The sequence below is a fragment of the Citrobacter sp. Ce119 genome, from assembly GCF_030334525.1.
GTDB lineage: Bacteria > Pseudomonadota > Gammaproteobacteria > Enterobacterales > Enterobacteriaceae > Citrobacter > Citrobacter europaeus.
This window is the reverse complement of sequence record NZ_JAOWDR010000043.1, coordinates 112,201-136,165: the sequence shown is the minus strand read 5'-3', so window position 1 is coordinate 136,165 and position 23,965 is coordinate 112,201. Positions and strand designations below refer to the sequence as shown.

At 52.5% G+C, this 23,965-nt stretch carries 24 protein-coding genes; 7 read left to right on the top strand and 17 right to left on the bottom strand.

The window, feature by feature from the left end:
• Window positions 1–39: 39 nt before the first annotated feature.
• On the bottom strand, window positions 40–1,902 hold the full coding sequence (gene gss / locus OGV80_RS06380) for a bifunctional glutathionylspermidine amidase/synthase (protein ID WP_286514181.1): 1,863 nt from the start codon (window positions 1,900–1,902) through the stop codon (window positions 40–42).
• Window positions 1,903–2,055: 153 nt separating this feature from the next.
• The gene (locus OGV80_RS06375; protein WP_286514178.1) at window positions 2,056–4,344 is read right to left on the bottom strand and encodes an FdhF/YdeP family oxidoreductase; all 2,289 of its coding nucleotides are present in this window, start codon (window positions 4,342–4,344) and stop codon (window positions 2,056–2,058) included.
• Between the two features lie 218 nt (window positions 4,345–4,562).
• Between OGV80_RS06375 and yghU the strand changes: the two genes are divergently transcribed.
• On the top strand, window positions 4,563–5,429 hold the full coding sequence (gene yghU / locus OGV80_RS06370) for a glutathione-dependent disulfide-bond oxidoreductase (RefSeq protein ID WP_003846344.1): 867 nt from the start codon (window positions 4,563–4,565) through the stop codon (window positions 5,427–5,429).
• Between the two features lie 88 nt (window positions 5,430–5,517).
• Here yghU and hybG read toward each other — a convergent pair whose 3' ends face one another.
• The 11 genes from hybG to yghX form a co-directional block, all read right to left on the bottom strand.
• Window positions 5,518–5,766, bottom strand: a complete 249-nt coding sequence (hybG, locus tag OGV80_RS06365; RefSeq protein ID WP_003024459.1) for a hydrogenase maturation factor HybG — start codon at window positions 5,764–5,766, stop codon at window positions 5,518–5,520.
• Between the two features lie 29 nt (window positions 5,767–5,795).
• On the bottom strand, window positions 5,796–6,137 hold the full coding sequence (gene hypA / locus OGV80_RS06360) for a hydrogenase maturation nickel metallochaperone HypA (protein WP_016157467.1): 342 nt from the start codon (window positions 6,135–6,137) through the stop codon (window positions 5,796–5,798).
• Window positions 6,130–6,618, bottom strand: coding sequence for a hydrogenase-2 assembly chaperone (gene hybE / locus OGV80_RS06355; RefSeq protein WP_286514175.1), 489 nt, complete (start codon window positions 6,616–6,618; stop codon window positions 6,130–6,132). Before hybE ends, hypA begins: the two co-directional genes overlap by 8 nt.
• Window positions 6,611–7,105, bottom strand: a complete 495-nt coding sequence (locus OGV80_RS06350; protein WP_047408632.1) for a HyaD/HybD family hydrogenase maturation endopeptidase — start codon at window positions 7,103–7,105, stop codon at window positions 6,611–6,613. Before OGV80_RS06350 ends, hybE begins: the two co-directional genes overlap by 8 nt.
• Window positions 7,105–8,808, bottom strand: a complete 1,704-nt coding sequence (gene hybC, locus OGV80_RS06345; protein ID WP_003828353.1) for a hydrogenase 2 large subunit — start codon at window positions 8,806–8,808, stop codon at window positions 7,105–7,107. Before hybC ends, OGV80_RS06350 begins: the two co-directional genes overlap by 1 nt.
• Complete coding sequence (gene hybB, locus OGV80_RS06340; RefSeq protein ID WP_003828354.1) at window positions 8,805–9,983, bottom strand: Ni/Fe-hydrogenase cytochrome b subunit; 1,179 nt, start codon at window positions 9,981–9,983, stop codon at window positions 8,805–8,807. The genes hybC and hybB overlap by 4 nt, the downstream gene beginning before the upstream one ends.
• Complete coding sequence (gene hybA, locus OGV80_RS06335; protein WP_003828357.1) at window positions 9,973–10,959, bottom strand: hydrogenase 2 operon protein HybA; 987 nt, start codon at window positions 10,957–10,959, stop codon at window positions 9,973–9,975. The genes hybB and hybA overlap by 11 nt, the downstream gene beginning before the upstream one ends.
• A gap of 2 nt (window positions 10,960–10,961) precedes the next feature.
• Window positions 10,962–12,080, bottom strand: coding sequence for a hydrogenase 2 small subunit (gene hybO, locus OGV80_RS06330; RefSeq protein WP_043017615.1), 1,119 nt, complete (start codon window positions 12,078–12,080; stop codon window positions 10,962–10,964).
• A gap of 188 nt (window positions 12,081–12,268) precedes the next feature.
• The gene (locus OGV80_RS06325; protein WP_003024490.1) at window positions 12,269–12,556 is read right to left on the bottom strand and encodes a DUF2623 family protein; all 288 of its coding nucleotides are present in this window, start codon (window positions 12,554–12,556) and stop codon (window positions 12,269–12,271) included.
• Between the two features lie 84 nt (window positions 12,557–12,640).
• Window positions 12,641–14,281: a methyl-accepting chemotaxis protein gene (locus OGV80_RS06320; protein ID WP_043017616.1), complete on the bottom strand. Its 1,641-nt coding sequence runs from the start codon at window positions 14,279–14,281 to the stop codon at window positions 12,641–12,643.
• Between the two features lie 215 nt (window positions 14,282–14,496).
• Window positions 14,497–15,384 carry a YghX family hydrolase gene (gene yghX / locus OGV80_RS06315; protein WP_286514205.1) on the bottom strand — a complete coding sequence of 296 codons (888 nt, stop codon included), beginning with the start codon at window positions 15,382–15,384 and terminating at the stop codon, window positions 14,497–14,499.
• A 155-nt stretch (window positions 15,385–15,539) separates the two neighbouring features.
• Here yghX and OGV80_RS06310 point away from each other — a divergent pair, with 155 nt between their 5' ends.
• The gene (locus OGV80_RS06310; RefSeq protein ID WP_047408622.1) at window positions 15,540–16,580 is read left to right on the top strand and encodes an aldo/keto reductase; all 1,041 of its coding nucleotides are present in this window, start codon (window positions 15,540–15,542) and stop codon (window positions 16,578–16,580) included.
• Window positions 16,581–16,648: 68 nt separating this feature from the next.
• On the opposite strand, the gene OGV80_RS06305 is transcribed toward OGV80_RS06310, so the two are convergent.
• Complete coding sequence (locus tag OGV80_RS06305; protein WP_087051197.1) at window positions 16,649–17,152, bottom strand: ESA_00282 family adhesion-associated protein; 504 nt, start codon at window positions 17,150–17,152, stop codon at window positions 16,649–16,651.
• 104 nt (window positions 17,153–17,256) lie between these two features.
• Between OGV80_RS06305 and OGV80_RS06300 the strand changes: the two genes are divergently transcribed.
• Complete coding sequence (locus OGV80_RS06300) at window positions 17,257–17,661, top strand: hypothetical protein (RefSeq protein WP_043017620.1); 405 nt, start codon at window positions 17,257–17,259, stop codon at window positions 17,659–17,661.
• A 1-nt stretch (window position 17,662) separates the two neighbouring features.
• The gene (locus OGV80_RS06295; protein WP_043017621.1) at window positions 17,663–18,070 is read left to right on the top strand and encodes a hypothetical protein; all 408 of its coding nucleotides are present in this window, start codon (window positions 17,663–17,665) and stop codon (window positions 18,068–18,070) included.
• Window positions 18,071–18,140: 70 nt separating this feature from the next.
• Here OGV80_RS06295 and exbD read toward each other — a convergent pair whose 3' ends face one another.
• Together exbD and exbB are read right to left on the bottom strand one after the other, a co-directional pair.
• The gene (exbD, locus tag OGV80_RS06290) at window positions 18,141–18,566 is read right to left on the bottom strand and encodes a TonB system transport protein ExbD (protein WP_016154501.1); all 426 of its coding nucleotides are present in this window, start codon (window positions 18,564–18,566) and stop codon (window positions 18,141–18,143) included.
• A 6-nt stretch (window positions 18,567–18,572) separates the two neighbouring features.
• Complete coding sequence (gene exbB / locus OGV80_RS06285; RefSeq protein ID WP_043017622.1) at window positions 18,573–19,307, bottom strand: tol-pal system-associated acyl-CoA thioesterase; 735 nt, start codon at window positions 19,305–19,307, stop codon at window positions 18,573–18,575.
• A 250-nt stretch (window positions 19,308–19,557) separates the two neighbouring features.
• On the opposite strand from exbB, the gene metC reads away from it, so the two are divergent.
• Together metC and yghB are read left to right on the top strand one after the other, a co-directional pair.
• Complete coding sequence (metC, locus tag OGV80_RS06280) at window positions 19,558–20,745, top strand: cystathionine beta-lyase (protein WP_075146362.1); 1,188 nt, start codon at window positions 19,558–19,560, stop codon at window positions 20,743–20,745.
• Between the two features lie 131 nt (window positions 20,746–20,876).
• Entirely contained in the window at window positions 20,877–21,536 is a 660-nt protein-coding gene (gene yghB / locus OGV80_RS06275) for a DedA family general envelope maintenance protein YghB (protein WP_043017623.1), read from the top strand.
• Window positions 21,537–21,625: 89 nt separating this feature from the next.
• On the opposite strand, the gene OGV80_RS06270 is transcribed toward yghB, so the two are convergent.
• On the bottom strand, window positions 21,626–22,525 hold the full coding sequence (locus tag OGV80_RS06270) for an AraC family transcriptional regulator (RefSeq protein ID WP_140389834.1): 900 nt from the start codon (window positions 22,523–22,525) through the stop codon (window positions 21,626–21,628).
• Window positions 22,526–22,718: 193 nt separating this feature from the next.
• On the opposite strand from OGV80_RS06270, the gene yqhD reads away from it, so the two are divergent.
• Window positions 22,719–23,882 carry an alcohol dehydrogenase gene (yqhD, locus tag OGV80_RS06265; protein ID WP_286514168.1) on the top strand — a complete coding sequence of 388 codons (1,164 nt, stop codon included), beginning with the start codon at window positions 22,719–22,721 and terminating at the stop codon, window positions 23,880–23,882.
• Window positions 23,883–23,965: the final 83 nt, after the last annotated feature.

Genomic DNA, 23,965 nt, shown 5'->3' with positions numbered 1-23,965 from the left:
TCCGGCTTTTTACAATTTAATTGAGAATACGCAAAAAGATTACTCTTCCTTCACCACAATCAGCGGCTCGATATCGCTCTCTTTTTTAATTACCAGCGACTCGTCGCCGCGCAGGCAGGTACCACCGTAGTTACCACCTACGGTAAAGGTACAAACCTGGATATATTTACCGGCAACTTTTGGCAGACACCAAAGCTGCTGATAAATGTTCTTCTGCTCGGCAAACTTACCGCTGGTTTTATCCAGGAGTTCTTCCTGATGGCTCACCAGATCGATGTTGCTGCCACAACGTCCTGCAATAGGTTTCACCGCATAACCGGTTTTCGCCAGCTCTTCATTAACAGTGAAATCCGTATCAAGCAGATAGCGGTGATGTGGGAACAGTTGCCACAGAATAGGCAGAATCGCTTTGTTGCCAGGGATCACCGTCCACAGAGGTTCGAAAACCAACACTTCCGGGCGCAACAGCACGTCGATTAAACGCACTTCCTGATTCGTATGCCCGGTACGAATTGGCACCGCGGCGTACTCCGTTTCGCTGACCTCTCGCACCTGTTCAATCGCGGTTTCCCATGCCCAGGTTTTCCAGACGCAGTTCACCAGGCGACCGTCACCGTCAATCAGCTGACCGGCGTCATCCCAACGTAGCTCATCGAGGCCACGTAGAATTTTGCTGTCAAACCCGGCCTGACGCAGCGCCTGCTGCATAAACTGCGCGTGATAGTTTTCCTCGATATCCTTATCCTGCATGATGTGGACAAAAGGTCGCGCGCGGCTGTGCTTCCAGGCCCCCGCCAGTTCGTTGATCAATCCTTCTGCCGGGTTGTGTCCCTGCCCTGTGTAGCCTCGCTCGGCCCATCTTTCGAGGATCAAACCGGCTTCAGTATGGCACGATGCGGAATCGGCGTTGTACTCATACACCTTCAGTCCGCGTTCATCCATACAGAAATCCATACGCCCCGTAATCATGTGATGCCGACGACGCTGCCAGGAAAGGCGCAGGCGCGGCCAGAGGATTTTCGGGATGTCGAACAGCGCCAGCAGGTTATCGTCTTTCAGCACCTTGTCGGTCGCGTGCAGATACATCAGATGCAGTTCGTTGGTGGCTTTGATCAGTTCTTGTTCGGCACTCTCGGTAATAGTGAAGTACTGATGCGGATCCTGATTAATAACGTGGCCGTTCGCCAGCACGTAGGCTTTTTGCAGCGGATCCTGTTCATCCAGCCATTTACCGTCAAACTGCCCGTTATCTTCCAGTCGCGCGCCGCCAATTTTCAGCGAGTCATTGGCGATCTCCGGCTGCGGCAAACTGTCTCGGGTATCATCGGTCTGGATCATCCAACCAAGAATGGTGGTGTCATCAAAGGTATCACGCAGGGTGTAACACCCGTTTTCAACCACCATTTCCAGTTCGCGGGTCCACTGCTGTCCGGGAGGAAGCGGCGTATGGAGCACGTTCTGTTCGGCAATACGAATTTTGTTTTGCAGCAACTGGGTGACGACCGCCACATGCCCGGTATCTTTAAATTCACCGCCTTTTTGCCAGATAAGCAGAGCGCCTGCTACCGGCGCGCGGGGCGAACCATTCGGAAATGCCTGTAACGGCAGGATATTGTCATTCACCACTTCGCGCAGGAAGCGTAAGGAGAAGATCTCCCAGGCCATGCCCACATCGGTGAAGACCGCGCCATAGTTAAGGAAGAGAAAACGGCGTGCGAACTCTACGCACTGCCATTTGTGGCCCATGTATTCATCGTCGATATAGCTGCGAAATGCCGCATCATCGTCGTAGTCCCGTGGGTCGAGGGAGCTGTAATCTGAAGAGTAGATTGCTACGCCGCCTGGGGCGTAGCCCAATAATGTCCCGAATGGGGCATCCTGACTGGTCGTTCCTTTGCTCATGCACCTTACCTCAAAACAATACAGCCTGAGCAGGTTGGCGTGAATTTTTCGCTCTGATTACCTGCTCTGCGACACTAACCGGACAGAGGTCGATATCATCATACACCTCAACGCAGCGACTGGCGCTCAGAGGCGAAAAATTCACAGCAGGAACTACGCTTTTGTCAGGGTGATCGGTACGCTTTTATACGCCGGAGTCAAACTTTGTGTATCTACCGCATCCAGCGAAAGCAGGACATTCGCTTCAGGCAGATAAGCGCCTATTGAGCCCGCAGCCATGTTGTAAATCACTACTGTTAAGCCGTACATGATGCGATCCGCGCAGGGCTGGCCGTTGTCGTCCAGCGCCTGAATATTGACCACATCGCCCTGGTCCAGGCCACGGCTCGCCGCCTCTTCGGCACTTAAAAACACCACATCCCGACGACCGGCAATGCCACGATAGCGGTCGTTCATACCATAAATAGTGGTGTTGTACTGATCGTGACTACGCAGCGTTGCCAGTACCAGCGCATCAGCAGGCTGATTTTCCCGCTCAACCGCCCGTTGATGGCTGACGATAAAGTTGGCTTTGCCATTCTCCGTTCGCCATTCACGGCGCGAAGCAGGCGTATCCATGCGAAATCCACCCGGCTCGGCAATACGTGCGTTGTAGTCGTGGAACGCCGGGATCACGGCTTCAATGGCGTCACGGATCAACGTGTAGTCCCCGGTAAAGGCTTCCCAGTTGATCGGTGAAAGCGGTAGCGTGGCACGAGCCATACCCGCCACAATCGCGGGTTCCGATTTTAGCCAGCGGGAAGCCGGCTTCAGCGCGCCACAGGAAGCGTGAACCATCGACATAGAATCTTCGACGGTCACCGACTGGATCCCCGTTGCCTGCATGTCGCGCTCCGTTCGGCCTAATGCAGGTAGCAGGTAGTTATGCTTTGCCAGCAGCAGATGCGACCTGTTCAGTTTGGTCGCCACATGGACCTGCAGATCCAGATTTTTCATCGCCGCAAAGGTACGCTGCGGTTGCGGCATCGCCACCGCCAAATTGCCGCCCATGCAGATAAGCGCTTTTGCGTCTCCCCGCTCGATGGCGCGAATACTCTCCACGCTGGAGCGGCCATGTTTGCGCGGAACGCGGATAGAAAAATGCGTCTCAATGCGTTGCAGGAAATCTTCGGACGCCGCTTCGTTGATCCCCACGGAACGATCGCCCTGCACGTTAGAGTGACCGCGCAACGGGCAGATCCCCGCGCCCGGCTTACCCATATTGCCTTTCAGCAGCAGCAGGTTTACCAGTTGCTGGACGTTCTCAGTGCCGTTTTTATGCTGGGTGATGCCCAGTCCATAACAAACGATAGTGGCACTGGATTTACTGTAGCTGTGCGCCAGGTCTTCCATCTGGCTACGCGTCAGACCCGAGTCCTGCTCCAGCTCCGCCCAGTTATGCTGACGTAAGTCGTCATACAGCGCTGCATATCCCGCGGTATGCTCTTCGATAAACGCATGATCGAGCGTCGGCTGCTGATCCAGTAAGATCCGCGCTTCGTCCATTTCGATCAGCGCTTTCATGATGCCTTTGAGCAGCGAAGCGTCACCGCCCATTTTTACCTGGTAGTAGTCGTTGCTTAGCTCCGTTGCCTGACCGGTGAACATCTCTTTCGGACTTTGCGGGAAGCTAAAGCGCTCAAGTCCTCGCTCGGCCAGGGGATTGATGGAGATAATTTTAGCGCCACGCCTGGCAACGTCGCGTAAGGTGGTCAGCATGCGTGGATGGTTAGTGCCGGGGTTATGCCCGATACAAATCACCAAATCGCAGTGGTCAAAATCCTCCAGTTCAACGGTCCCTTTCCCAAGGCCAATGGCAGGAGTTAGCCCTGCGCTGGTCGGTCCGTGGCACATGTTTGAGCAATCAGGGAAGTTGCTGCTGCCATATTCGCGGGCAAACAGCTGATACAAGAACGCCGCTTCATTTGATGTTCTGCCGGAGGTGTAAAACTCAACCTGTTGTGCTGAATCATAGCTGCGCAGACGCTCGCCGATCTCCTGGAAGGCGATATCCCAATCCACCGCCTGCCAGGTGTCTGTTGAGGCATCGTATTTCATTGGATGCGTCAAACGACCGATATTTTCCAGTTCATAATCGCTGTAGTGCCAGAGTGTAGAAACCGGATGACGGCTGAAAAATTCCGGTGACGCTTTCTTGCTGGTTGTCTCCCAGGAGACCGCCTTAACGCCATTTTCGCACAACTCCATTGGCGCACGGTGCCCTGGGTCCGGCCACGCACAGCCCGGACAATCGAACCCTTTCACCTGGTTCATTTTGAACATCGCGATAATGTCACGGGCGACAGCCTTTTGCGAAAACACCGAAGCAGTGACGGCTTTTACCGCGCCCCACCCACCCGCCGGGCCCTGATAACCGCTTACTCCTGGAACACCATTTTTCATTATTACTGCTTATTCACCGCCAATTTTTGATGGTGAATACGGTAGCAATTTCCGTCCAACATTGATTTCCTCTTCATGGAGTACAGACCGGGTACAATGAACGGGTTAGATTTATCTTCCCCTTTCAGCACAAAGCGACATAAAGTCCCAATCTGTTAAATTGAGTTCTACCTAACTGCTACACTGCATCAACACAACCACTCAGAAGGCAGGTCAATATGTCAGACAATACCTATCAGCCCGCGAAAGTCTGGACGTGGGAAAAATCGAACGGCGGCGCTTTCGCCAATATCAACCGTCCTGTTTCCGGTGCCACCCACGAAAAAACGCTGCCGGTTGGCAAGCATCCGCTGCAGCTCTATTCGCTGGGTACGCCAAACGGGCAGAAAGTGACGATTATGCTGGAGGAGCTGCTGGCGCAGGGTGTGAAAGGCGCAGAATACGATGCCTGGATTATCCGCATCGGCGATGGCGATCAGTTTTCCAGCGGCTTTGTTGAAGTGAATCCGAACTCGAAGATCCCGGCGCTGCGCGATCATTCGCAAAACCCGCCGGTTCGCGTTTTCGAATCTGGCGCAATTCTGCTCTATCTGGCGGAAAAATATGGTTATTTCCTGCCGCAAGATTTGGCAAAACGTACCGAAACGCTGAACTGGCTGTTCTGGCTACAAGGCGCGGCGCCGTTCCTCGGCGGTGGTTTTGGCCACTTCTATAACTATGCGCCGGTAAAAATCGAGTACGCGATCAACCGCTTCACGATGGAAGCCAAGCGCTTACTCGACGTGCTGGATAAGCAGCTAGCACAGCATCAGTTTGTGGCCGGAGATGAATACACCATTGCCGATATGGCGGTCTGGCCGTGGTTTGGCAATGTGGTGCTGGGCAACGTGTACGACGCGGCAGAGTTCCTCGACGCAGGAAGTTACAAGCACGTGCAGCGCTGGGCAAAAGAGATTGCAGCGCGCCCGGCGGTTAAGCGTGGTCGTATTGTAAACCGCACTAATGGACCGCTGAACGAGCAGCTTCATGAACGCCATGACGCCAGCGACTTCGATACCAATACCGAAGATAAGCGCCAGGCTTAACGTAAGATGCCGGATGGCGGCGCTAACGCCTTATCCGGCCTACATATAAGGCGCGGGCCTGATAAGCGCTGCGCCATCCGGCATAAAATCACGCGCTGGTGACGTCGTACTCCATGCGGCGAAGTGCGTCTAACGTGGCTTTAGCTTCATCTTCATCAATGATGCTCATGGCGAACCCTACGTGCACCAGCACCCATTGCCCGACAAGCTCAGCCGTATCACCTTCACAAATCAGGGCAATATTGACATCACGTTTAATGCCGCACACTTCAACCTGCGCAAGCTGGTGAATATCTTCACCAACGGCCAGAACCTGACCAGGGACTCCAATACACATATCTGACTCCGCCCCATAGCAACTATGGGTTATTCGACTTCAATACTTTTCACTTTCAGTGAATCGCCAGCATCAACCCGCAGACGATCGCCCTGACATTGTGGACACTGCGCGTCATGCTGGGTGATTTCCACAACCTGACTGCAATCCCAGCACCACGCCTGGGCTGGTTTGTAATCAATATGCAGTTCACACCCCTGGGCCAGCGTTCCCTGACAGACGATGTCGAAACTAAACCGAACGGCGCTCTCTTCAACGCAGGAGAGCGCCCCGATTTCCAGCCAAACGCCGGTTACACGTTTGACACCGTGCTGCTCTGCCTGCTGTTGAACAATCTCAACCGCGCTCTGACAAAGGGACAGCTCATGCATTTTCGCAGTTCCGACGACCCAGCAGCAGCGCGCGGCGATTTAGCTGCGGCGCATTCGGATCGCTCACCGGCAGCGATAACAGCATGCGCGCGCAATCGTCAGTCAGACGGACGCCTTCTTGCGCCGACATACTGTGCGAAAGCGGCGACATCAGTGAGCAGGAGAAATATTGCGATACGCCTTCCAGTTCACCCACGGTAAAGGTCATCTCGCCATACGGCAGACGCAACCCGACTTTTTCGCTGACTTTACGCACCGGCCAGATCTGGTCCGGTCCGGGGAAAATCAGTGCGCTCAGCATCCAGGGCGTGATAACACACCCCGTCCACTGTCCTTCAAACAGCGTAAAATCAGAGACATATACCGGCATGTTCGGATGCAGGAAAGAGAGATCGTGCATTGAACGCCGGGCAACCTCTTCAAACGCTGCCTGAATCTGCATCTTCGGGGCCGTCTGAAAACCGACAAACTCCTCAGACATGAGTCGCCTCCCGAGGGATCGCTTCAACGCCTGATTCGCGAAGCGCGGCAAGAACCTGCTCAAGAGCAGGTTCGATCATCGCTTCAACCGTTGGCGTTAGCCCGATATGCGGTTCCAGCGATTCCGGAATAACGCCGACTAACGTCAGCTTTTTCGGAAACTCGCCGGTAAAACGCAGGGCCGACAATACGTCGGCCAGGCCAAGCTGGTGCGGTGAGATTTTGTTGGTAAACAGCGCCGGGATCTCTTCATCCCGCAGGACCATCATCGTTCCTGGCGTGCTTTTCTTCGACACAATGGCGTCAGCAATGATCAGATGATCTCTGTTCGCCATATCGCCGAGAAGCTCCATCCCAGCCGTACCACCGTCCAGAACATCAACAAAGTCTGGCAGGATATACCGCTGCTCTAATGCCTCAACGATACGCACCCCGATGGCTTCGTCGGTCAGCAAAATATTGCCGACCCCTAAGACTAATATCCGCATTACAGAACCTTAACTGAGACCACTTCGTTCCCGTCAACGTCCACCACATGCACCGCACATGACATACAAGGGTCGAAGGAGTGAATGGTACGAACCACTTCCAGCGGTTTGTTTGGATCGGCAATCGGCGTACCTACCAGCGAGCGCTCATACGGTCCCACTTCATCATTAAAGTTACGTGGGCCAGAGTTCCAGGTTGACGGAACAACCGCCTGGTAGTTGCTGATAATGCCGTCTTTAATCACCATCCAGTGAGACAGCATACCGCGCGGTGCTTCGAGGAAACCAACACCTTTGAATTCGCCCGTTGCCGGAATATCCGGTTTCACGAAGGTGGTGTGGTCGCCTTTACCGATGTTCACAATCAGCGCGTTGTACTGATCCTGCAGAACGTTCTGCAGTTCACAGCAGTGAACGGTACGGCCAATAATACGGCCCAGCGTAGAGTGCAGCTGTGACACTTCGATAGTTTTACCGGTCAGCTTGGTGTAAATCGCGATGATTTCATTCAGCTTGGCATGGGTAGACTCGCGTTTAGCCGCCAGTTTACACAGCATGTTGGCCAGCGGACCCACTTCAACCGTTTTACCGTAGAAGGTCGGCGCTTTAACCCAGGAATATTTGCCGTCATCTGACCAACCGGTGTAATCAGGAACCGTTGTGCCTTCCCACGGAGCCTGCGGCGCTTCGTCTTTGTACCACGCGTGTTTCGCGCTTTCCTGAATCCCTTTGATCAGGTATTCATCGGAATGAGAGGTGATCGGACGATAGGTCGACAGATCGGCATCGGTGATATAACCGCCAGGGAACAGGAAGCTGCCGTTTTTACCGTCAGTCGGGAATTCCGGCGCGCTCAGATAGTTAACCGCACCCTGACCACGTTCCAGCCACTCAGGATAGAACGCCGCAATAACCGCGGTATCTACCTTGTAAACCTGCTCAACGAAGTCGCTCAGCTTATCGATGAAGGACTTGATGTACATCAGGCGCTCAAGGTTCAGCACGCCGAGGCCGTCGAGGTTAATTGGGTTAGCAACCCCCCCTACCGCCAGGTTCTGGATGTGCGGCGTTTTACCGCCCAACAGCGCCACAACGCGGTTGGCATCTCGCTGGCATTCCAGCGCCTGCAGGTAGTGAGCGACCGCAATCAGGTTTACTTCCGGCGGCAGCTGCATTGCCGGATGACCCCAGCAACCGTTGGCAAAAATGCCTAACTGACCGCTGGCGACAAGATCTTTGATCTTGTTCTGAACCTTGGTGAACTCTTCTGCGCTGTTCAGGTGCCAGGAGGACACGCCGTTCAGCATGGCAGACGCTTTCGCAGGGTCAGCTTTCAGGGCAGAGGTGATATCCACCCAGTCCAGCGCAGACAGCTGATAGAAGTGAACAATGTGGTCATGCGTGGTGTGCGCAGCGAGAATGATGTTACGGATATACTGTGCGTTTACCGGAACATCAATATTCAGCGCGCTTTCTGCTGCACGAACGGAAGAGATAGCGTGAGTGGTCGTACAAACGCCACAGATACGCTGCACAATCATCCAGGCATCGCGCGGATCGCGGTTTTTCACGATCTCTTCCATGCCGCGCCACATGGTACCGGAAGCCCATGCTTTAGATACCACGCCATTTTCGATTTCGCAGTCGATGCGTAAATGACCCTCAATACGGGTTACCGGATCAATAGTAATTCTCTGGCTCATGCTTTGCTCGCCTCATGACGATTTTGATCGTTTTGTTTTAAAGGAGGAAGTATCGGCAGTAGACGAATGAGTACGATGTATGCACAAATCTCAATAGCCACAAAACCAATAGAAATCAACAGTTCTTCCCAGGTCGGGAAGTAGTGGTAGCCACCACCAGGATTGAACGCCACCAGCGAATAGGACAGACGCCATGTTGCACAACCCAGCAATGCGCTCAGCGCAGACAGATACAGCATGCGCGAGTCATTACGCAGCTTAGTGACGCGCAGCACCACCAGCGGGAAGACCATCAGCACGACTTCAAGCCAGAACATCAGGGAGTAAAGATCGCCTGAGAAGGCATAGGACAGCTTGTCGCGGTAGATCAGTTCGCCAAAGCGCAGTACCACGAAAATCGCCAGCAGCACGCTGATGGTATTCGTCAGCTTGATGAACAAACTTTTCTCGTCCGGACCGTTACCTTTCAGACCGGCTTGTACCAACGAGCCTTCAAAGATGACGATCGAGAAGCCCATAATAAAAGCGGTTAATACGGAGAAAAGCGGCAACATTTCATAAGCTTGCCAGAGCGGATGCACCTTATAACCCGCAGAAATCATCAATGAACCCATTGAAGACTGGTGCATGGTTGGCAGCAGCGCGCCGAGGGCAATAATAAAGAACATCACTTTATTCAAACGCTTGAGAGAAACTTTCCATCCCAGACGTTCAAACAGAGCCGGAGCAAATTCCAGCGCCATGATGCCGATATAGATGGTCATACAGACCGCCGTTTCGAACAGTACCGAGTTCACGTTGAAGTGGCCCGGAATGTAGAAATACGGCAGGTTCCAGTAACGACCAACGTCAATGGTGATCGACAGACCACCCAGCGAGTAGCCAAACAAGCTCGCCAGCAGCGCCGGACGTACCAGCGGATGGTATTGTCCTCTGTTGAAAACATACACCGCCCACGCCAGCGCCCAACCGCCGCACGCGAAGCCGGTACCAATCAACAGGTCAAACGCGATCCATACACCCCATGGGAAACCGCCGTTCAGATCGGAGACTGAGCCCAATCCGAAGACCAGACGTTTCACGATCAGGAGCATACACAGGACGATAAGCGGCCCAAAAATAATGACCGGTTTGCTGATTATTTTTCCGCCCAGCGGTTTAGGATCATGACTCATGATCGTCTCCTCCATCGTGATGGTCGTTTTTCGTATTACGACGAACCAGCACGGTTAAGCCCGCCAGCGCAGCCAGGGGTAATATCATGCCCTTGTACAGGGAATGTTGAACATGTTCGGAACGCGCACCGGTTGAAAGATCATCCAGCTTCGGCAGATCCAAATCCTCGTAAGGAACACCTGTCAGAACCATTACCTGAGTACCACCCCCCTCTTTCTCGCCGTACAAATGGGGGTAATACTTCGGTACCGTATGCAGATAGGTATCACCTGCTTTCACCGTCTGACGCGGATAGTGGTATTCGCTGCCCGGCTTCAGCGCGAGACGTTTTTTCGCCTCAGCCATCAGCTCTTCACGCGTACCAAAAATCACCGCACCGGCAGGGCATACTTCAACACAACCCGGTAAACCGCCTTTGTCCAGACGCTCAACCCCTTTCTGGTTACACAGTTCACACTTGTGAAGCGCACCAAACGGGTTGTTGTAGTCGTACTTAGGCACGTTGTATGGGCAGGCGACCATGCAGTAACGACAGCCTGTGCAGACATCTTTGTCATAGTGGACGATGCCGGTTTTTGGATCTTTCTTCAGCGCAGAGACTGGGCAAACGGAGACGCAGTTCGGATCGACACAGTGCATGCACTGTTTCTTAATGTATGCGTAGCCATTTTCTTCCTGGTCTTTGTTAACGCCTGTTCCGCTACGCCACACCTGAATGATGTTATTGGTATACGGCGACAGTTTGTCGTTGTTTGACCAGGTTTGCTCGCCTTCCGGATTACGCGCCGGGAAGTTGATATCCTGACACTTGGTGACACAAGCCTGGCAGCCTACACACAGCGTTGAGTCATAGAGCATCCCTAAAGAACCAGGGATCGGCGGACGGTTTTCTGCAGCCGCATGGCTGATGGACGGCGCAGCGCCCAACAGCAATGCCCCGCTGGAGGCTGCTTTAATAAAGTTACGTCTGTTCACGGTTATTCTCCCCGTGAGTCAGCGTTATCTTTCTTCTGCTGACGACCCAGTTCACGAACCGCCATCACGCTGACGCCGGCAACCAGTCCTACTACGCCACCAAGCAGCCCAATCGCTCCGGCAGAAACATTGCCGCCTTCTTTCATATTGACGTCAGGTTTTTCGGAACGCGGCGTTTGGTTTTCCACATGAGCAAGCTGGTGAATACCTTTATGGAAACCGATACCTTCTTCGTTACAGCCATAGCAAGGGTGACCGATAGCCACCGGCCATACGCCTCCAACATCGCAGAATTGCAGCGTTGAGCAGTTGCCGTAGGTTTCTGGTCCTTTACAGCCGAGATGGTAGAGGCACCAACCTTCACGGTGACCTTCATCGCCAAACTCTTTCGCAAAACGGCCTGCGTCAAAGTGCGGGCGACGCTCGCAGTGTTCGTGAATCAAACGGCCATAGGCGAATGTCGGACGGTTTTTGGTATCCAGTTTCGGCGGCTTACCGTAGGTGATGATATGCGCGACCGTGGCGAGGAAGTTGTGCGGGTTCGGCGGACAGCCGGGGATGTTGATGATGGTTTTGCCTGGCAGAACTTCCTGCAAGCCGACGGCACCCGTTGGGTTAACGCCAGCAGCAGCAACACCACCCCATGCGGCGCAAGAGCCGATAGCAATGATAGCGGCTGCGCCTTCTGCGGCCCGACGAATGTGATCCACGATCGGCTCACCGGCAACCATGCAGTAAATACCATTGTCTTTCAATGGGATAGAACCATCTACAACCAAAACATATTGCCCTTTGTACTTCTCCAGAGCGTTATGTTTATTCTCTTCAACCTGATGGCCGAAGGCGGCGGAGAGCACCTCATGGTATTCCAGAGAGATGGTCTCCAGAACGAGGTTTTCCACTGTAGGGTGTGTCGCGCGAAGTAGCGATTCAGTACAACCCGTACACTCCTGAGCCCCAATCCAGATAACCGGTGGGCGCTGAGGACGAGAAACTGATTCGGCCATTTCTGCGGCGGCTTTGCTACTGAGCCCCATGGTAGCGGCCAGTGCTGCACAAAGCTTCATGAAATCACGGCGATTAATGCCGTTCGAATTGATGAGAGAGTTATCTCCAGTCATTTTATAGTTATTCCGTTGCGAAGACCTGGCTTTTATTTTGCACCATTCGCATGTTGCATATTGCGATCGGCGCGCCATTACCACACTTTTTATATGGTTATGTGCATTATAATACTTCGGCGGAGCAACAAAACGAAGGCGTAGGTCAATAGTGTAATTAATTAAAGCAAGATAATACCCCTTTCGGATCAAGCTTCGAGACGATAGCCAGCCATGAAAAAACGAATTGTTGTACTGGACTGGTTCTCTTTAAAGAAATCCATAACCATCTCTTTATCCAGCCCATAGCGGCGCGTGAGGATCCCCGCCTCCCAGGCGCTGAGCTGTCGATCGCCCGTTTTTTCAAACATTCGATGAGAAAATCCCAGTACAAAGCCGCGTTTATAATCAGCACAAAAATTGGCTACCGAGCGCGCGCTATCCGCGCTTGACGCGTTTAATCCGGCCATCAGGCCTTTTCCAAAATGGTTGTCCATGCATAACCTCCAATCGCTATATAATAAATTATATAGCGATTTTTTAAGCAAAGACCAGAGGTATCACGAACTTTTTATGTCAGCTTAAAAGGACACCCATTCATCCGTTTTAGCTGCCGCAGACGTTTTGCTGTCTGCTGAAGGGGAAGCGGTATTAGCGGCGGCGTACTGCACATCATTCGCTGAGAGGCGGAACTGTTGCACCGAGCGTTGCAGTTCTTCCGTTTGTCGTTCCAGCGCCACAGCCGCGGCGGAAACCTGCTCTACCAACGCCGCGTTCTGTTGCGTTACGCTGTCCATTTGGGTGATCGCTACGCTCACCTGCGAGATGCCTTTGTTCTGCTCTTCCGAGGCAGAGGCAATTTGTTTCATGATGACGGTCACTTCGGTGGCGCCGCGCAGAATCGCCTCCATGGTTAATCCCGTCTCTTTAACCAGACGAGCGCCCTGATCGACGCGACGCGACGACTCGCCAATCAGCGTCTCAATCTCTTTCGCCGCCCCGGCGCTGCGGCTGGCAAGGTTACGCACTTCACCGGCAACGACGGCAAAACCACGTCCCTGTTCGCCTGCTCTGGCGGCTTCAACTGCCGCGTTCAGCGCCAGAATGTTGGTCTGGAAAGCGATGCTATTAATAACAGAGGTAATTTCCGCGATCTGTTTAGAGCTGGCGGCAATGCCATCCATCGTCTCAACCACTTCTGAAACCAGGGTGCTCCCTTTACCTGCCGTTTCTGTCGCCGTGTCGGCAAGCTGGCTGGCTTCACGCGCGTTTTCAGCGTTCAGTTTTACCGTGGCGGTCAGTTGCTCCATGCTGGCAGCGGTCTCTTCCAGCGCAGCGGCCTGTTCTTCAGTTCGCGAGGAGAGATCGTTGTTGCCGGTGGAAATTTCCGTAGCACCTCGCCAGATGTTGTCACTACCTGAACGGATGGTACTGACGGCTTCGCGCAGGCTGTCCTGCATCGCGCATAGTAACGGCACCAGTTGGCCCACGCAGTTACGACCAAAATCTTCAATTGGATGGCTGAGGTCGCCCTGTGCAATCTGCTGGAACTGCTGGCGGATACGTCCCAACGGCTTCACCATCATGGCGACGAGGTAACGGTCAGTGAAAAACAGGAGAGCAATACCGAGGATCACGGCGGTAATGATTAGCGTCCGGATGATAGACGTTTTACCATCAACCATGACGCGCGTGGTATCAAGCCGCTCGCCTGCCGTGGTGTTAAAGCGTTCTGCACTGGCGCCAAACTCCCGGCTCAGCGCTGGCGTAACGGTGCTGGCATGCTCCGCAAAGGCCGTAAGCGTGCCCTGCTGCGCCAGTTGCATTTGCGGGATCACGCCGTTGTCCAGCAGCGCCTGCCACTTCGTCAGTACCGCCGCGGCCACTTCCGGATCCATTGGTCCTGGAGACAACGTTTTCATCTCCTGGAGTTTTTTGCTCATGTTCTCCAGGGACTGCTGCGCTGGCGCAAAATCAGGCGTTCCGCCGCTCATTTTGACATCCATGGCGCGACTCAAGCGCGTGACGAAACGAAAGTACTGATCGTTCCCCTGGCTGAGCACCGTCATCTGATGGACGAGATGACGGTCAATATCATTGCCTTCAGATATTTTTGATAAAGAATGAAGACTGAATAAACCCACGCCCGACCAGAGCAGGCAAAAAAGTCCCAGTATTGCCAACATGACAATACGAATAGTGAAGTTTTTCAGCAAACGCATAATAATTTCCTTGCCGTTGATGAGGAATTCGCCATCAGGCGATACTTATCCTTGTTATCGGCAGGCAACAGAGAAGATATAATGCGTTCTTTATTTTTTTACTTTCTTAAGTACATTCAATATCTATTTACACTATATCAACATGAATGCTAATGAAATTAGCTAGCATTATTATTCAGATGATTAACCTGAAGCATTAAATAATCCTTTGTTTTCTATCGTAAATATTTGTTAAACCATGCAAGAGTACGCTCCCAGGCTAAATCAGCAGCTGCTTTATCATAACGCGGTGTCGAATCATTATGAAAACCATGATTAACGCCGGGATAGATATATGCCTCATAGACTTTCTTATTAGCCTTCAGTGCCGCTTCATAAGCAGGCCATCCCTCATTAATTCGGGTATCTAGTTGCGCATAGTGTAGTAATAAAGGCGCGTTTATTTTGGGGACATCAGCCGCAGGAACCTGTCGACCATAGAAAGGCACCGCGCAGGCCAGTTCAGGGAAAGCGACGGCTGCGGCGTTCGACACACCACCGCCATAGCAAAAACCAGTGATCCCCACTTTTCCCGTCGCGCCGGCAAAACGCTGCATATATTCAATGGCGGCAAAAAAATCGTTCATCAGCTTTACCGGGTCAACCTGCTGCTGTAACTCCCGGCCTTTATCATCATTGCCAGGATATCCCCCCACCGAACTTAATCCATCAGGCGCGAGTGCAATATACCCCGCTTTCGCCACCCGTCGCGCCACATCCTCAATATACGGATTCAGCCCGCGATTCTCATGCACCACCACAACCGCCGGAACTTTCCCCGTCGCATTAGCGGGTTTAACCAGGTATCCCCGCACATCGCCATGCCCTTCGGGTGATGGATAGGTAATATATTCCGCCAGGATATCAGGATCGGTGAACTCCACCTGCGTTGCGAGAGCATAATTGGGTTTCAACATGTTGAATAACGCCAGCGCCGTCATACCTCCGACTGCATATTTCGCCGCAAGATTGAGAAATTCGCGTTTCGTTATTTTTCCATGAGCGTAATAGTCATAGTAGTCGAGCAGTTCTTGCGGAAAGTCTTTGGCAGTTAGACGCGACATGGCAGGACTCCTGGCTGATGTTTTTTTAAGCAAAGCACAGTGGTCTGTTTTTGCCCAGTTTTTCATCCCAGTGTGACCTGGTGAACGGGATATTCGCCGTGAACCCGCTAGAATAGAAACGTTGTTTCGAAATTCACCTGCACTAAGGAGATCTCATGGCCTGGTTTGCCAATCCTGAACGTTACGAGCAGATGCTCTATCGCTACTGTGGGCGCAGCGGTTTACGCTTACCCGCGCTGTCGCTAGGTTTGTGGCACAGTTTTGGGCACGTTCAGGCGCTGGATTCCCAGCGCGCCCTGCTGCGTAAAGCATTTGATTTAGGCATCACGCATTTTGATTTAGCCAATAACTATGGGCCGCCTCCGGGCAGCGCAGAAGAAAATTTTGGCCGCTTACTGCGCGAGGATTTTGCACACTATCGTGATGAACTGATCATTTCTACCAAGGCAGGCTATGACATGTGGCCAGGCCCATACGGTTCTGGCGGTTCGCGTAAATACCTGCTCGCCAGCCTCGACCAGAGCCTGAAACGCATGGGCCTCGACTATGTCGATATCTTTTATTCGCACCGCGTTGACGAAAATACGCCAATGGAAGAGACCGCCTCGGCTCTGGCCCATGCGGTGCAAAGCGGCAAAGCGCTGTATGTCGGCATCTCATCCTATTCCCCGGACCGTACGCAGAAAATGGCTGAGCTGATGCGGGAATGGAAAATTCCGCTGCTAATCCACCAGCCTTCCTACAACTTGCTTAACCGTTGGGTAGACAGTAGTGGTCTGCTGGATACGCTGGAATCCAACGGTATGGGCTGTATCGCATTTACGCCGCTGGCCCAGGGGCTGCTGACGGGGAAATACCTCAACGGCATTCCGGAAGGTTCCCGCATGCAGCGTGAAGGGAAAAAAGTCCGAGGGCTGACGGAAAACATGCTGACGGAAGAAAACCTTACCAGCCTGCGTTTGCTCAATGAGATGGCGCAACAGCGCGGACAGTCGATGGCGCAAATGGCCTTAAGCTGGTTGCTGAAAGACAACCGGGTCACTTCGGTATTAATTGGCGCCAGCCGACCGGAGCAACTGGAGGAGAACGTTCAGGCGTTGGCTAACCTGACGTTCAGTGCCGAAGAATTGACGCAGATCGATAAGCACGTTGCGGACGGAAAGCTGAACCTGTGGCAGGCCTCATCTGACAAGTAACCGTATGTCACTTCGTGCCGGGTAGCGGCGTTAGCCTCCCCGGCACGTAATACGGGCCAGCAAGTCCCTCACACCTCTTCCGCTTTAATCTCTGGACGTTGAAATTCCGGCCACACCAGCGCGACAAGCGCAGGATAAGCCTCCAGGCTGAACTCCCTGAAACACTGGCGTAAGTTGAGCACGTCCAGATCGGCATGCGGGACTTTCTCACCGCTCAGACAGCGCTTTTTAATATTGTCGTAATATTTATACACCGCAGAGTTGAGATCGCTACAACGCCGCTGTGCATCAAATAGACCTGGCGTCTCATTCAACTCTACCATTGTCATCCGTTTGATCGTCGAATGGATAAAATCGATATATTCGTGATTAACGCGCCAATACCATACCGGGGTAATCGAATTCATCAGTAGCGAAAAATGATCCTCCCCCTCTTCTTTACTCAGCATTTCCGGCTGATTTTCAGAGTACCCATTTTCTGTTTCTCGGTTTTTATTTGCACTGCGCATCAACAAAAGTACCCCGCAGGTAAGCAATAGCAGGGTAATAACAGAATAAAATATACTGTTCATATACTGGCTCCATTTTTTTTGATTTTAAAATTACGCCATGCTATTGTCAACGCGGCCTGGTTTAATTAAAACAACATCACATTGGCATCAAAGGATATTTCAACATGCTTCCCGAGCATCTTGTTCCCTCGCGTTTTCACTTATCCAGCTCCTCATCCAATACCAGTCCCGCAGATAATAGTGAAAATTTGACTCAGGGGAAGAGAACATTAAGTGATTACGAACCCGATATTTTGATTAGCTCTGCCGCTACCGGCCAGGCACGCAATATGTTATTTGAAGAGTGCGACCGCCATTTAAAAGAGCGCCTGTTTCGTGCCGCAAAAATTGAGTCATTCACTCGCCTGCTCAATTCACTACAAGCGGAAGGTGACATCAACGCTCAAGAATTAAGTAAAATTTTGTCCACAAAAACAGCCACCGTTAATGAGCAGGGCAATAAAATTTGGCTTAATTTAATTACCCGCGAAACCAGCGATCCTATTTTTTATTCTCTGGAAGAGAAATAAAATGAAAGATGTTGAGGATAATAATGTTTATTTAGCTTTAGATGACCATAAAAGCGATGAGTTTGTCTTAAAGCAAAATTTAGCCGTGCTGATTGCCAATAAAAACGCGACGCTGGAAAGCGTGGCCCAGGAAATAGTTTCTATACCTGCCGCACTGGTGCGGATGAAATGGCAAAATCGCCGTGAAATTTATGCACTACAGGCTAAGGAAGAGATCTACGGCGCTGCGATTGAAGCCATTATGGAGCAGCAACCAGAACTGCGGGACAAAATCATGGCCCGACTGGAGAGTACTTACCAGCATATACTCAAGCGAGAAACGGCCACCTTACGCCTGACGCGTAAACTGTCTGAGGGGAACTACGAACCCACCAGGATAACAACGGTCGCACTGGATGAGAACAGATAAGGGCGTGCGGAGGAGCTGGAACAGGAGCTGCAGGCCGGGTAAGGCGACAACCATTACCCGGCAACGAGGATTACTTCGCTTTTACGGTCTCTTCACCGACCAGACCAATTTTCAGGAAACCCGCCTGATGCAGCGTATCCATCACTTTCATCATGGTTTCATAATCGACGGTTTTATCCGCACGGAAGAAAATCGTAGTGTCTTTCTTCCCATCGGTCAGCGTATTTAATTCGCTAATCATGGTGTCGTCCGTCACCTGATTATTGCCGATAAACATACTCTTATCGGCTTTTACCGACAGATAAACCGGTTTTTCCGGACGCGGCTGCGGCGTACTGGTGGAAGCAGGGAGATTCACTTTCACATCCACCGTTGCCAACGGCGCGGCTACCATAAAGATGATCAATAAAACCAACATAACGTCGATAAACGGCGTCACGTTGATTTCATGCATTTCACCGTTATCGTCCAGGTTTTCATTAAAGCTCATTGCCATGGAACATCATCCTACACGTAATTTCTGCGCAGCACGTACTGGATGCGCAGAAGCGCTAGCATTCAGGTCCAGATCGCGACTTTGCAGCAACAGCACCTGTGCCGCGACATCGCCCAGCATCGCTTTATAGCTGCCAATCTGACGTGCGAAAATGTTGTAGATAACGACCGCAGGAATTGCCGCGACCAGACCGATCGCGGTCGCTAATAGCGCTTCTGCGATACCCGGCGCAACAACGGCCAGGTTGGTCGTTTGGGTTTGTGCGATCCCGATGAAGCTATTCATGATACCCCATACGGTACCAAACAGACCCACGAATGGAGAGATAGCCCCGATAGTGGCCAGGTATCCGTTACCGCGACCCATATGACGGCCTACCGCCGCCACACGACGCTCCAGACGGAAGCCGGTACGCTCTTTGATACCTTCGTTGTCGTCGCTGCCTTCTGACAGTTCCAGTTCGTTCTGCGCTTCATAAACCAACTGTGCGCCCAGGCTTTTGCCATCGAATCCTGCGGCAATCTCACTTGCCCTATCTAAAGAGCGGGCTTCCGCCAGCAGTTGCTGCTCACGCTTAAGGCGGCGTTTCTGAGTAAAGAACTCAAGGCTCTTACTAAAGAAGATAGCCCAGGTGACCACTGACGCCAAAATCAGCCCAATCATCACGCACTTAACCACGATATCGGCGTGCTGATACATACCCCAGACGGAAAGATCCGTCTGCATCAAATTATTACCCACTCTGTATCTCCAGGACGCAAATCACAAAATCTGAGCGTAATGATATCAAAAAGACGTCGAATTGATAGTCGTTCTCATTACTATTTACATATTGCCGCACCTTTGGTTTCTTTTCCTTGCGCTTACGCAGTAAAAAAGTCACCAGAAGCATTTTGAGATTATTTTCTACTGTATGACCGTTCCGCAGGATGCGTCACCTTTGATTCATGGTAGTTTAGACATCCAGACGTATAAAAACAGGTCAGACAACATGGCAGATAAACAACTTGAAACCAAACTCGTCCACGCAGGACGCAGTAAAAAGTACACGCTGGGCTCGGTAAATAGCGTGATCCAGCGCGCTTCTTCGCTGGTGTTTGACACCGTCGAGGCCAAAAAGCAGGCTACGCATAACCGGGCTAACGGTGGGCTTTTCTATGGCCGTCGCGGAACCCTGACGCATTTCTCCCTGCAGGAAGCGATGTGCGAACTGGAAGGCGGTGCAGGTTGCGCCTTGTTCCCCTGCGGCGCAGCGGCCGTTGCCAACACCATCCTCGCCTTTGTGGAGCAAGGGGATCATGTGCTAATGACCAACACCGCCTATGAACCCAGCCAGGATTTCTGCACCAAAATTCTCGGCAAGCTCGGCGTGTCCACCGGCTGGTTCGATCCGCTGGTTGGCGCCGGTATAGTGAAGCACATTCAGCCGAACACGAAAGTCGTATTTCTGGAATCTCCCGGCTCTGTCACTATGGAAGTGCATGATGTTCCAGCTATTGTTGCCGCCGTCAGACGCGTCGCGCCGGATGCTATCATCATGATTGATAACACCTGGGCTGCCGGGGTGCTGTTCAAAGCGCTGGATTTTGGTATCGATATTTCTATTCAGGCAGGTACCAAATATCTGATTGGTCATTCCGACGGCATGGTCGGCACGGCGGTATCTAATGCCCGCTGCTGGGATCAACTGCGCGAAAATGCCTATCTGATGGGGCAAATGCTGGACGCCGATACCGCCTATATGACCAGCCGTGGACTGCGTACGCTGAGCGTTCGCCTGCGTCAGCACCATGAAAGCAGCGTAAAGGTCGCCGAGTGGCTGGCCAGCCATCCGCAGGTCGCCCGCGTAAATCACCCGGCGCTTCCCGGCAGTAAAGGTCACGAATTCTGGAAGCGTGATTTCACCGGCTGCAGCGGCCTGTTCTCCTTTGTATTGAATAAGAAACTCAATCATGAGGAGCTTGCCGCGTATTTGGATCACTTCAGCCTGTTCAGCATGGCCTACTCCTGGGGTGGTTTTGAGTCGCTGATCCTCGCTAACCAGCCGGAACACATTGCCGCTATCCGTCCGCAAGGTGAGGTGGACTTCAGCGGAACGCTCATCCGTTTGCATATTGGTTTAGAGAATGTTGACGATCTGATTGCCGATTTGGCCGCAGGATTCGCCCGAATCGAGTAAAATTGCCACAGATGGACATATATGCAGACACTTCTGGTGGAAAAGTCTGCAATTGTTGCGTCCGGGATCAAGGCATCCCGGACAATTCAGGAGTACAATCCACACATAAACGCTGTTCCACAGGAAAGTCCATGGTAGTCATTCAAGATATTGTCTCCGCGCTCTGGCAACACGATTTTGCCGCGCTGGCGGATCCGCACGTTGTGAGCGTGGTTTACTTCGTCATGTTCGCCACACTGTTTTTAGAAAATGGTCTGCTACCCGCCTCCTTTTTACCCGGAGACAGCCTGTTATTGCTGGCAGGGGCGCTGATCGCTCAGGACGTGATGAGTTTTTTACCTACCATAGCTATTCTGACTGCCGCCGCCAGTCTGGGCTGCTGGCTAAGCTACATTCAGGGACGCTGGCTGGGCAACACGCGGACGGTAAAAGGCTGGCTGGCGCAATTGCCTGAAAAATACCATCAGCGCGCCACCTGCATGTTTGACCAACACGGACTGATGGCGCTGCTGGCAGGACGCTTCCTGGCGTTTGTTCGCACCTTGCTGCCAACAATGGCGGGAATTTCTGGCCTTCCAAACCGTCGGTTCCAGTTTTTTAACTGGCTGAGCGGTCTGCTGTGGGTGACCGTCGTCACCAGCTTTGGCTATGCACTGAGCATGATCCCGTTCGTCAAACGTCATGAAGATCAGGTGATGACCTTTTTAATGATCCTGCCGGTTGCCCTGTTAACCGCAGGTCTGTTGGGAACGCTGTTCGTGGTAATTAAAAAAAAATATTGTAGCGCCTGAGCCGCATCCGAGGCCGGATAATCTCCGGCATTTCGCCTGATGGCGCACAGCTTTAAGGCCTGCGGAGTAACTGTCAGGCCAACATGAAATCAACTCCCCTGCATCATTCGAATTCTGGCCGCATCTTCCCCCGGCGTTACACCAAAGAAACGTTTAAACTCCCGGCTAAATTGCGATGCGCTCTCATAGCCGACGCGCATGGCAGCCGCACTGGCCTTCATTCCATCGTGGATCATCATCATCCGTGCTTTATGCAGACGGTAGCTCTTCAGATATTGCAGCGGCGACGTGCTGGTTACCGCTTTAAAATTATGATGAAACGCCGACACGCTCATGTTCGCTTCTGCCGCCAGCTGTTCTACATTGAGGTTTTCGGTGTATTTGGTTTCAATCCGCTTCAGCACCCGGCTTATCAAACTGAAATGCGTCTGACGGCTGACCAGCGCCAGTAACGCGCCGCCACGCGGCCCGGTCAGCACATGGTAGAGGATCTCGCGAATAATCTGTTTCCCCAGAATACGCGCATCCAGCGGTCGCTCCATCACATCCAGCAGGCGCTCAGCGGCGCAAAGAATTTCGTCAGAGAGCGTCGCGGAGTTGATCCCGCTGGCCGCCATGGCGGGCTGGAAGAGCTCATCTTCCCCGATGTCCATCAACAGCTCCTGCAACTGCAGAATATCAACATTCAGGTAGATACCGGCCAGGGGAACCTCCGGTGTCGCATGCGTTTCACATTCAAAGGGTAAAGGAACGGTTAGCAGCAGGTATTCGTTGGCGTCATAACGAAATACGCGCTCATTGATATAACCAATTTTATGTCCCGAAAAGAGAAATATGATGCCTGGCTGATACATGACTGGCGTACGCGCCGCTGGCTCCGTGCCGTGCAGCAGGCGGACATCTGGCAGCAATTCACTGAGTTTATTTTCATTGTTTTTCAGCTGTTTAATTTTATCTGTCAGCAGAAGGCAGATCTCATCACGGTTCATGGAGCACCATTTCATCATCGGTTTTCGACCCTGACATAATGCGCAGATTTATCCGTTTTCTCCAGCAGTCTGTAGAAATGGGCAAGACATCGGCAGAAATGAGCATTGAGAGCAACGCGGCGGGCGACCACAATGTTCATCATCCGGCAGACACCCTCCTGCCCTCTTTTTTACCCACATAAGGGAACGAGCAATGAACAACTTTAATCTCCATACCCCAACCCGTATTTTGTTTGGTAAAGGCGCTATTGCTGAGCTGCGCGATCAAATCCCTCAGGATACTCGCGTACTGATTACCTACGGCGGCGGCAGCGTGAAAAAAACCGGCGTTCTGGCACAGGTTCAGGATGCGCTGAAAGGCCTGGATGTGCTGGAGTTTGGCGGTATTGAGCCGAACCCGTCTTATGAAACGCTGATGAACGCAGTAAAAATCGTGCGTGATGAAAAAGTGACGTTCCTGCTGGCTGTAGGCGGGGGTTCTGTGCTGGATGGCACCAAATTTATCGCGGCAGCGGCACAGTACGCTGACGGTATCGATCCATGGCGCATTCTGGAAACCCACGGTAACGACGTAACAAGCGCTATCCCGATGGGCTCCGTATTAACCCTGCCCGCTACCGGCTCTGAATCTAACTCCGGTGCGGTAATTTCGCGTAAAACCACCGGCGATAAGCTGGCCTTTATGACCCCGTTTGTGCAGCCGGTATTTGCCGTGCTGGATCCGGTTTACACCTATACCCTGCCGCCGCGTCAGGTTGCGAACGGCGTCGTGGATGCCTTTGTGCATACCGTTGAGCAGTATGTGACTTATCCGGTAGACGGGAAAATTCAGGATCGCTTTGCCGAAGGCATTCTGCTGACACTAATAGAAGAAGGCCCGAAAGCCTTGCAGGAGCCGGAAAACTACAACGTGCGTGCGAACGTCATGTGGGCGGCAACCCAGGCGCTGAACGGCCTGATTGGCGCAGGCGTACCGCAGGACTGGGCAACACATATGCTGGGCCATGAACTGACCGCAATGCACGGTCTGGATCATGCTCAAACATTGGCCATCGTTCTGCCAGCGCTGTGGAATGAAAAACGCGACACCAAACGCGCCAAACTGCTGCAATACGCAGAGCGTATCTGGAATATCACCGAGGGTTCTGACGATCAGCGTATCGACGCCGCCATTGCCGCCACCCGTCAGTTCTTCGAGCAAATGGGTGTCCCGACTCGCCTGTCTGACTACGGCCTGGACGGTAGCTCTATCCCGGCGCTGCTGGAAAAACTGCAAGCGCATGGCGGTACGAAACTGGGCGAACATCAGGACATTACGCTTGAGGTCAGCCGTCGGATTTACGAAGCGGCTCGCTAAGGTTTTTTGACCTCCGCCTTTCGTTTTTGGGTATTTATACCAGGCTTAAGTCACACCATGTCACCGGAGTATGTTCCGGTGAC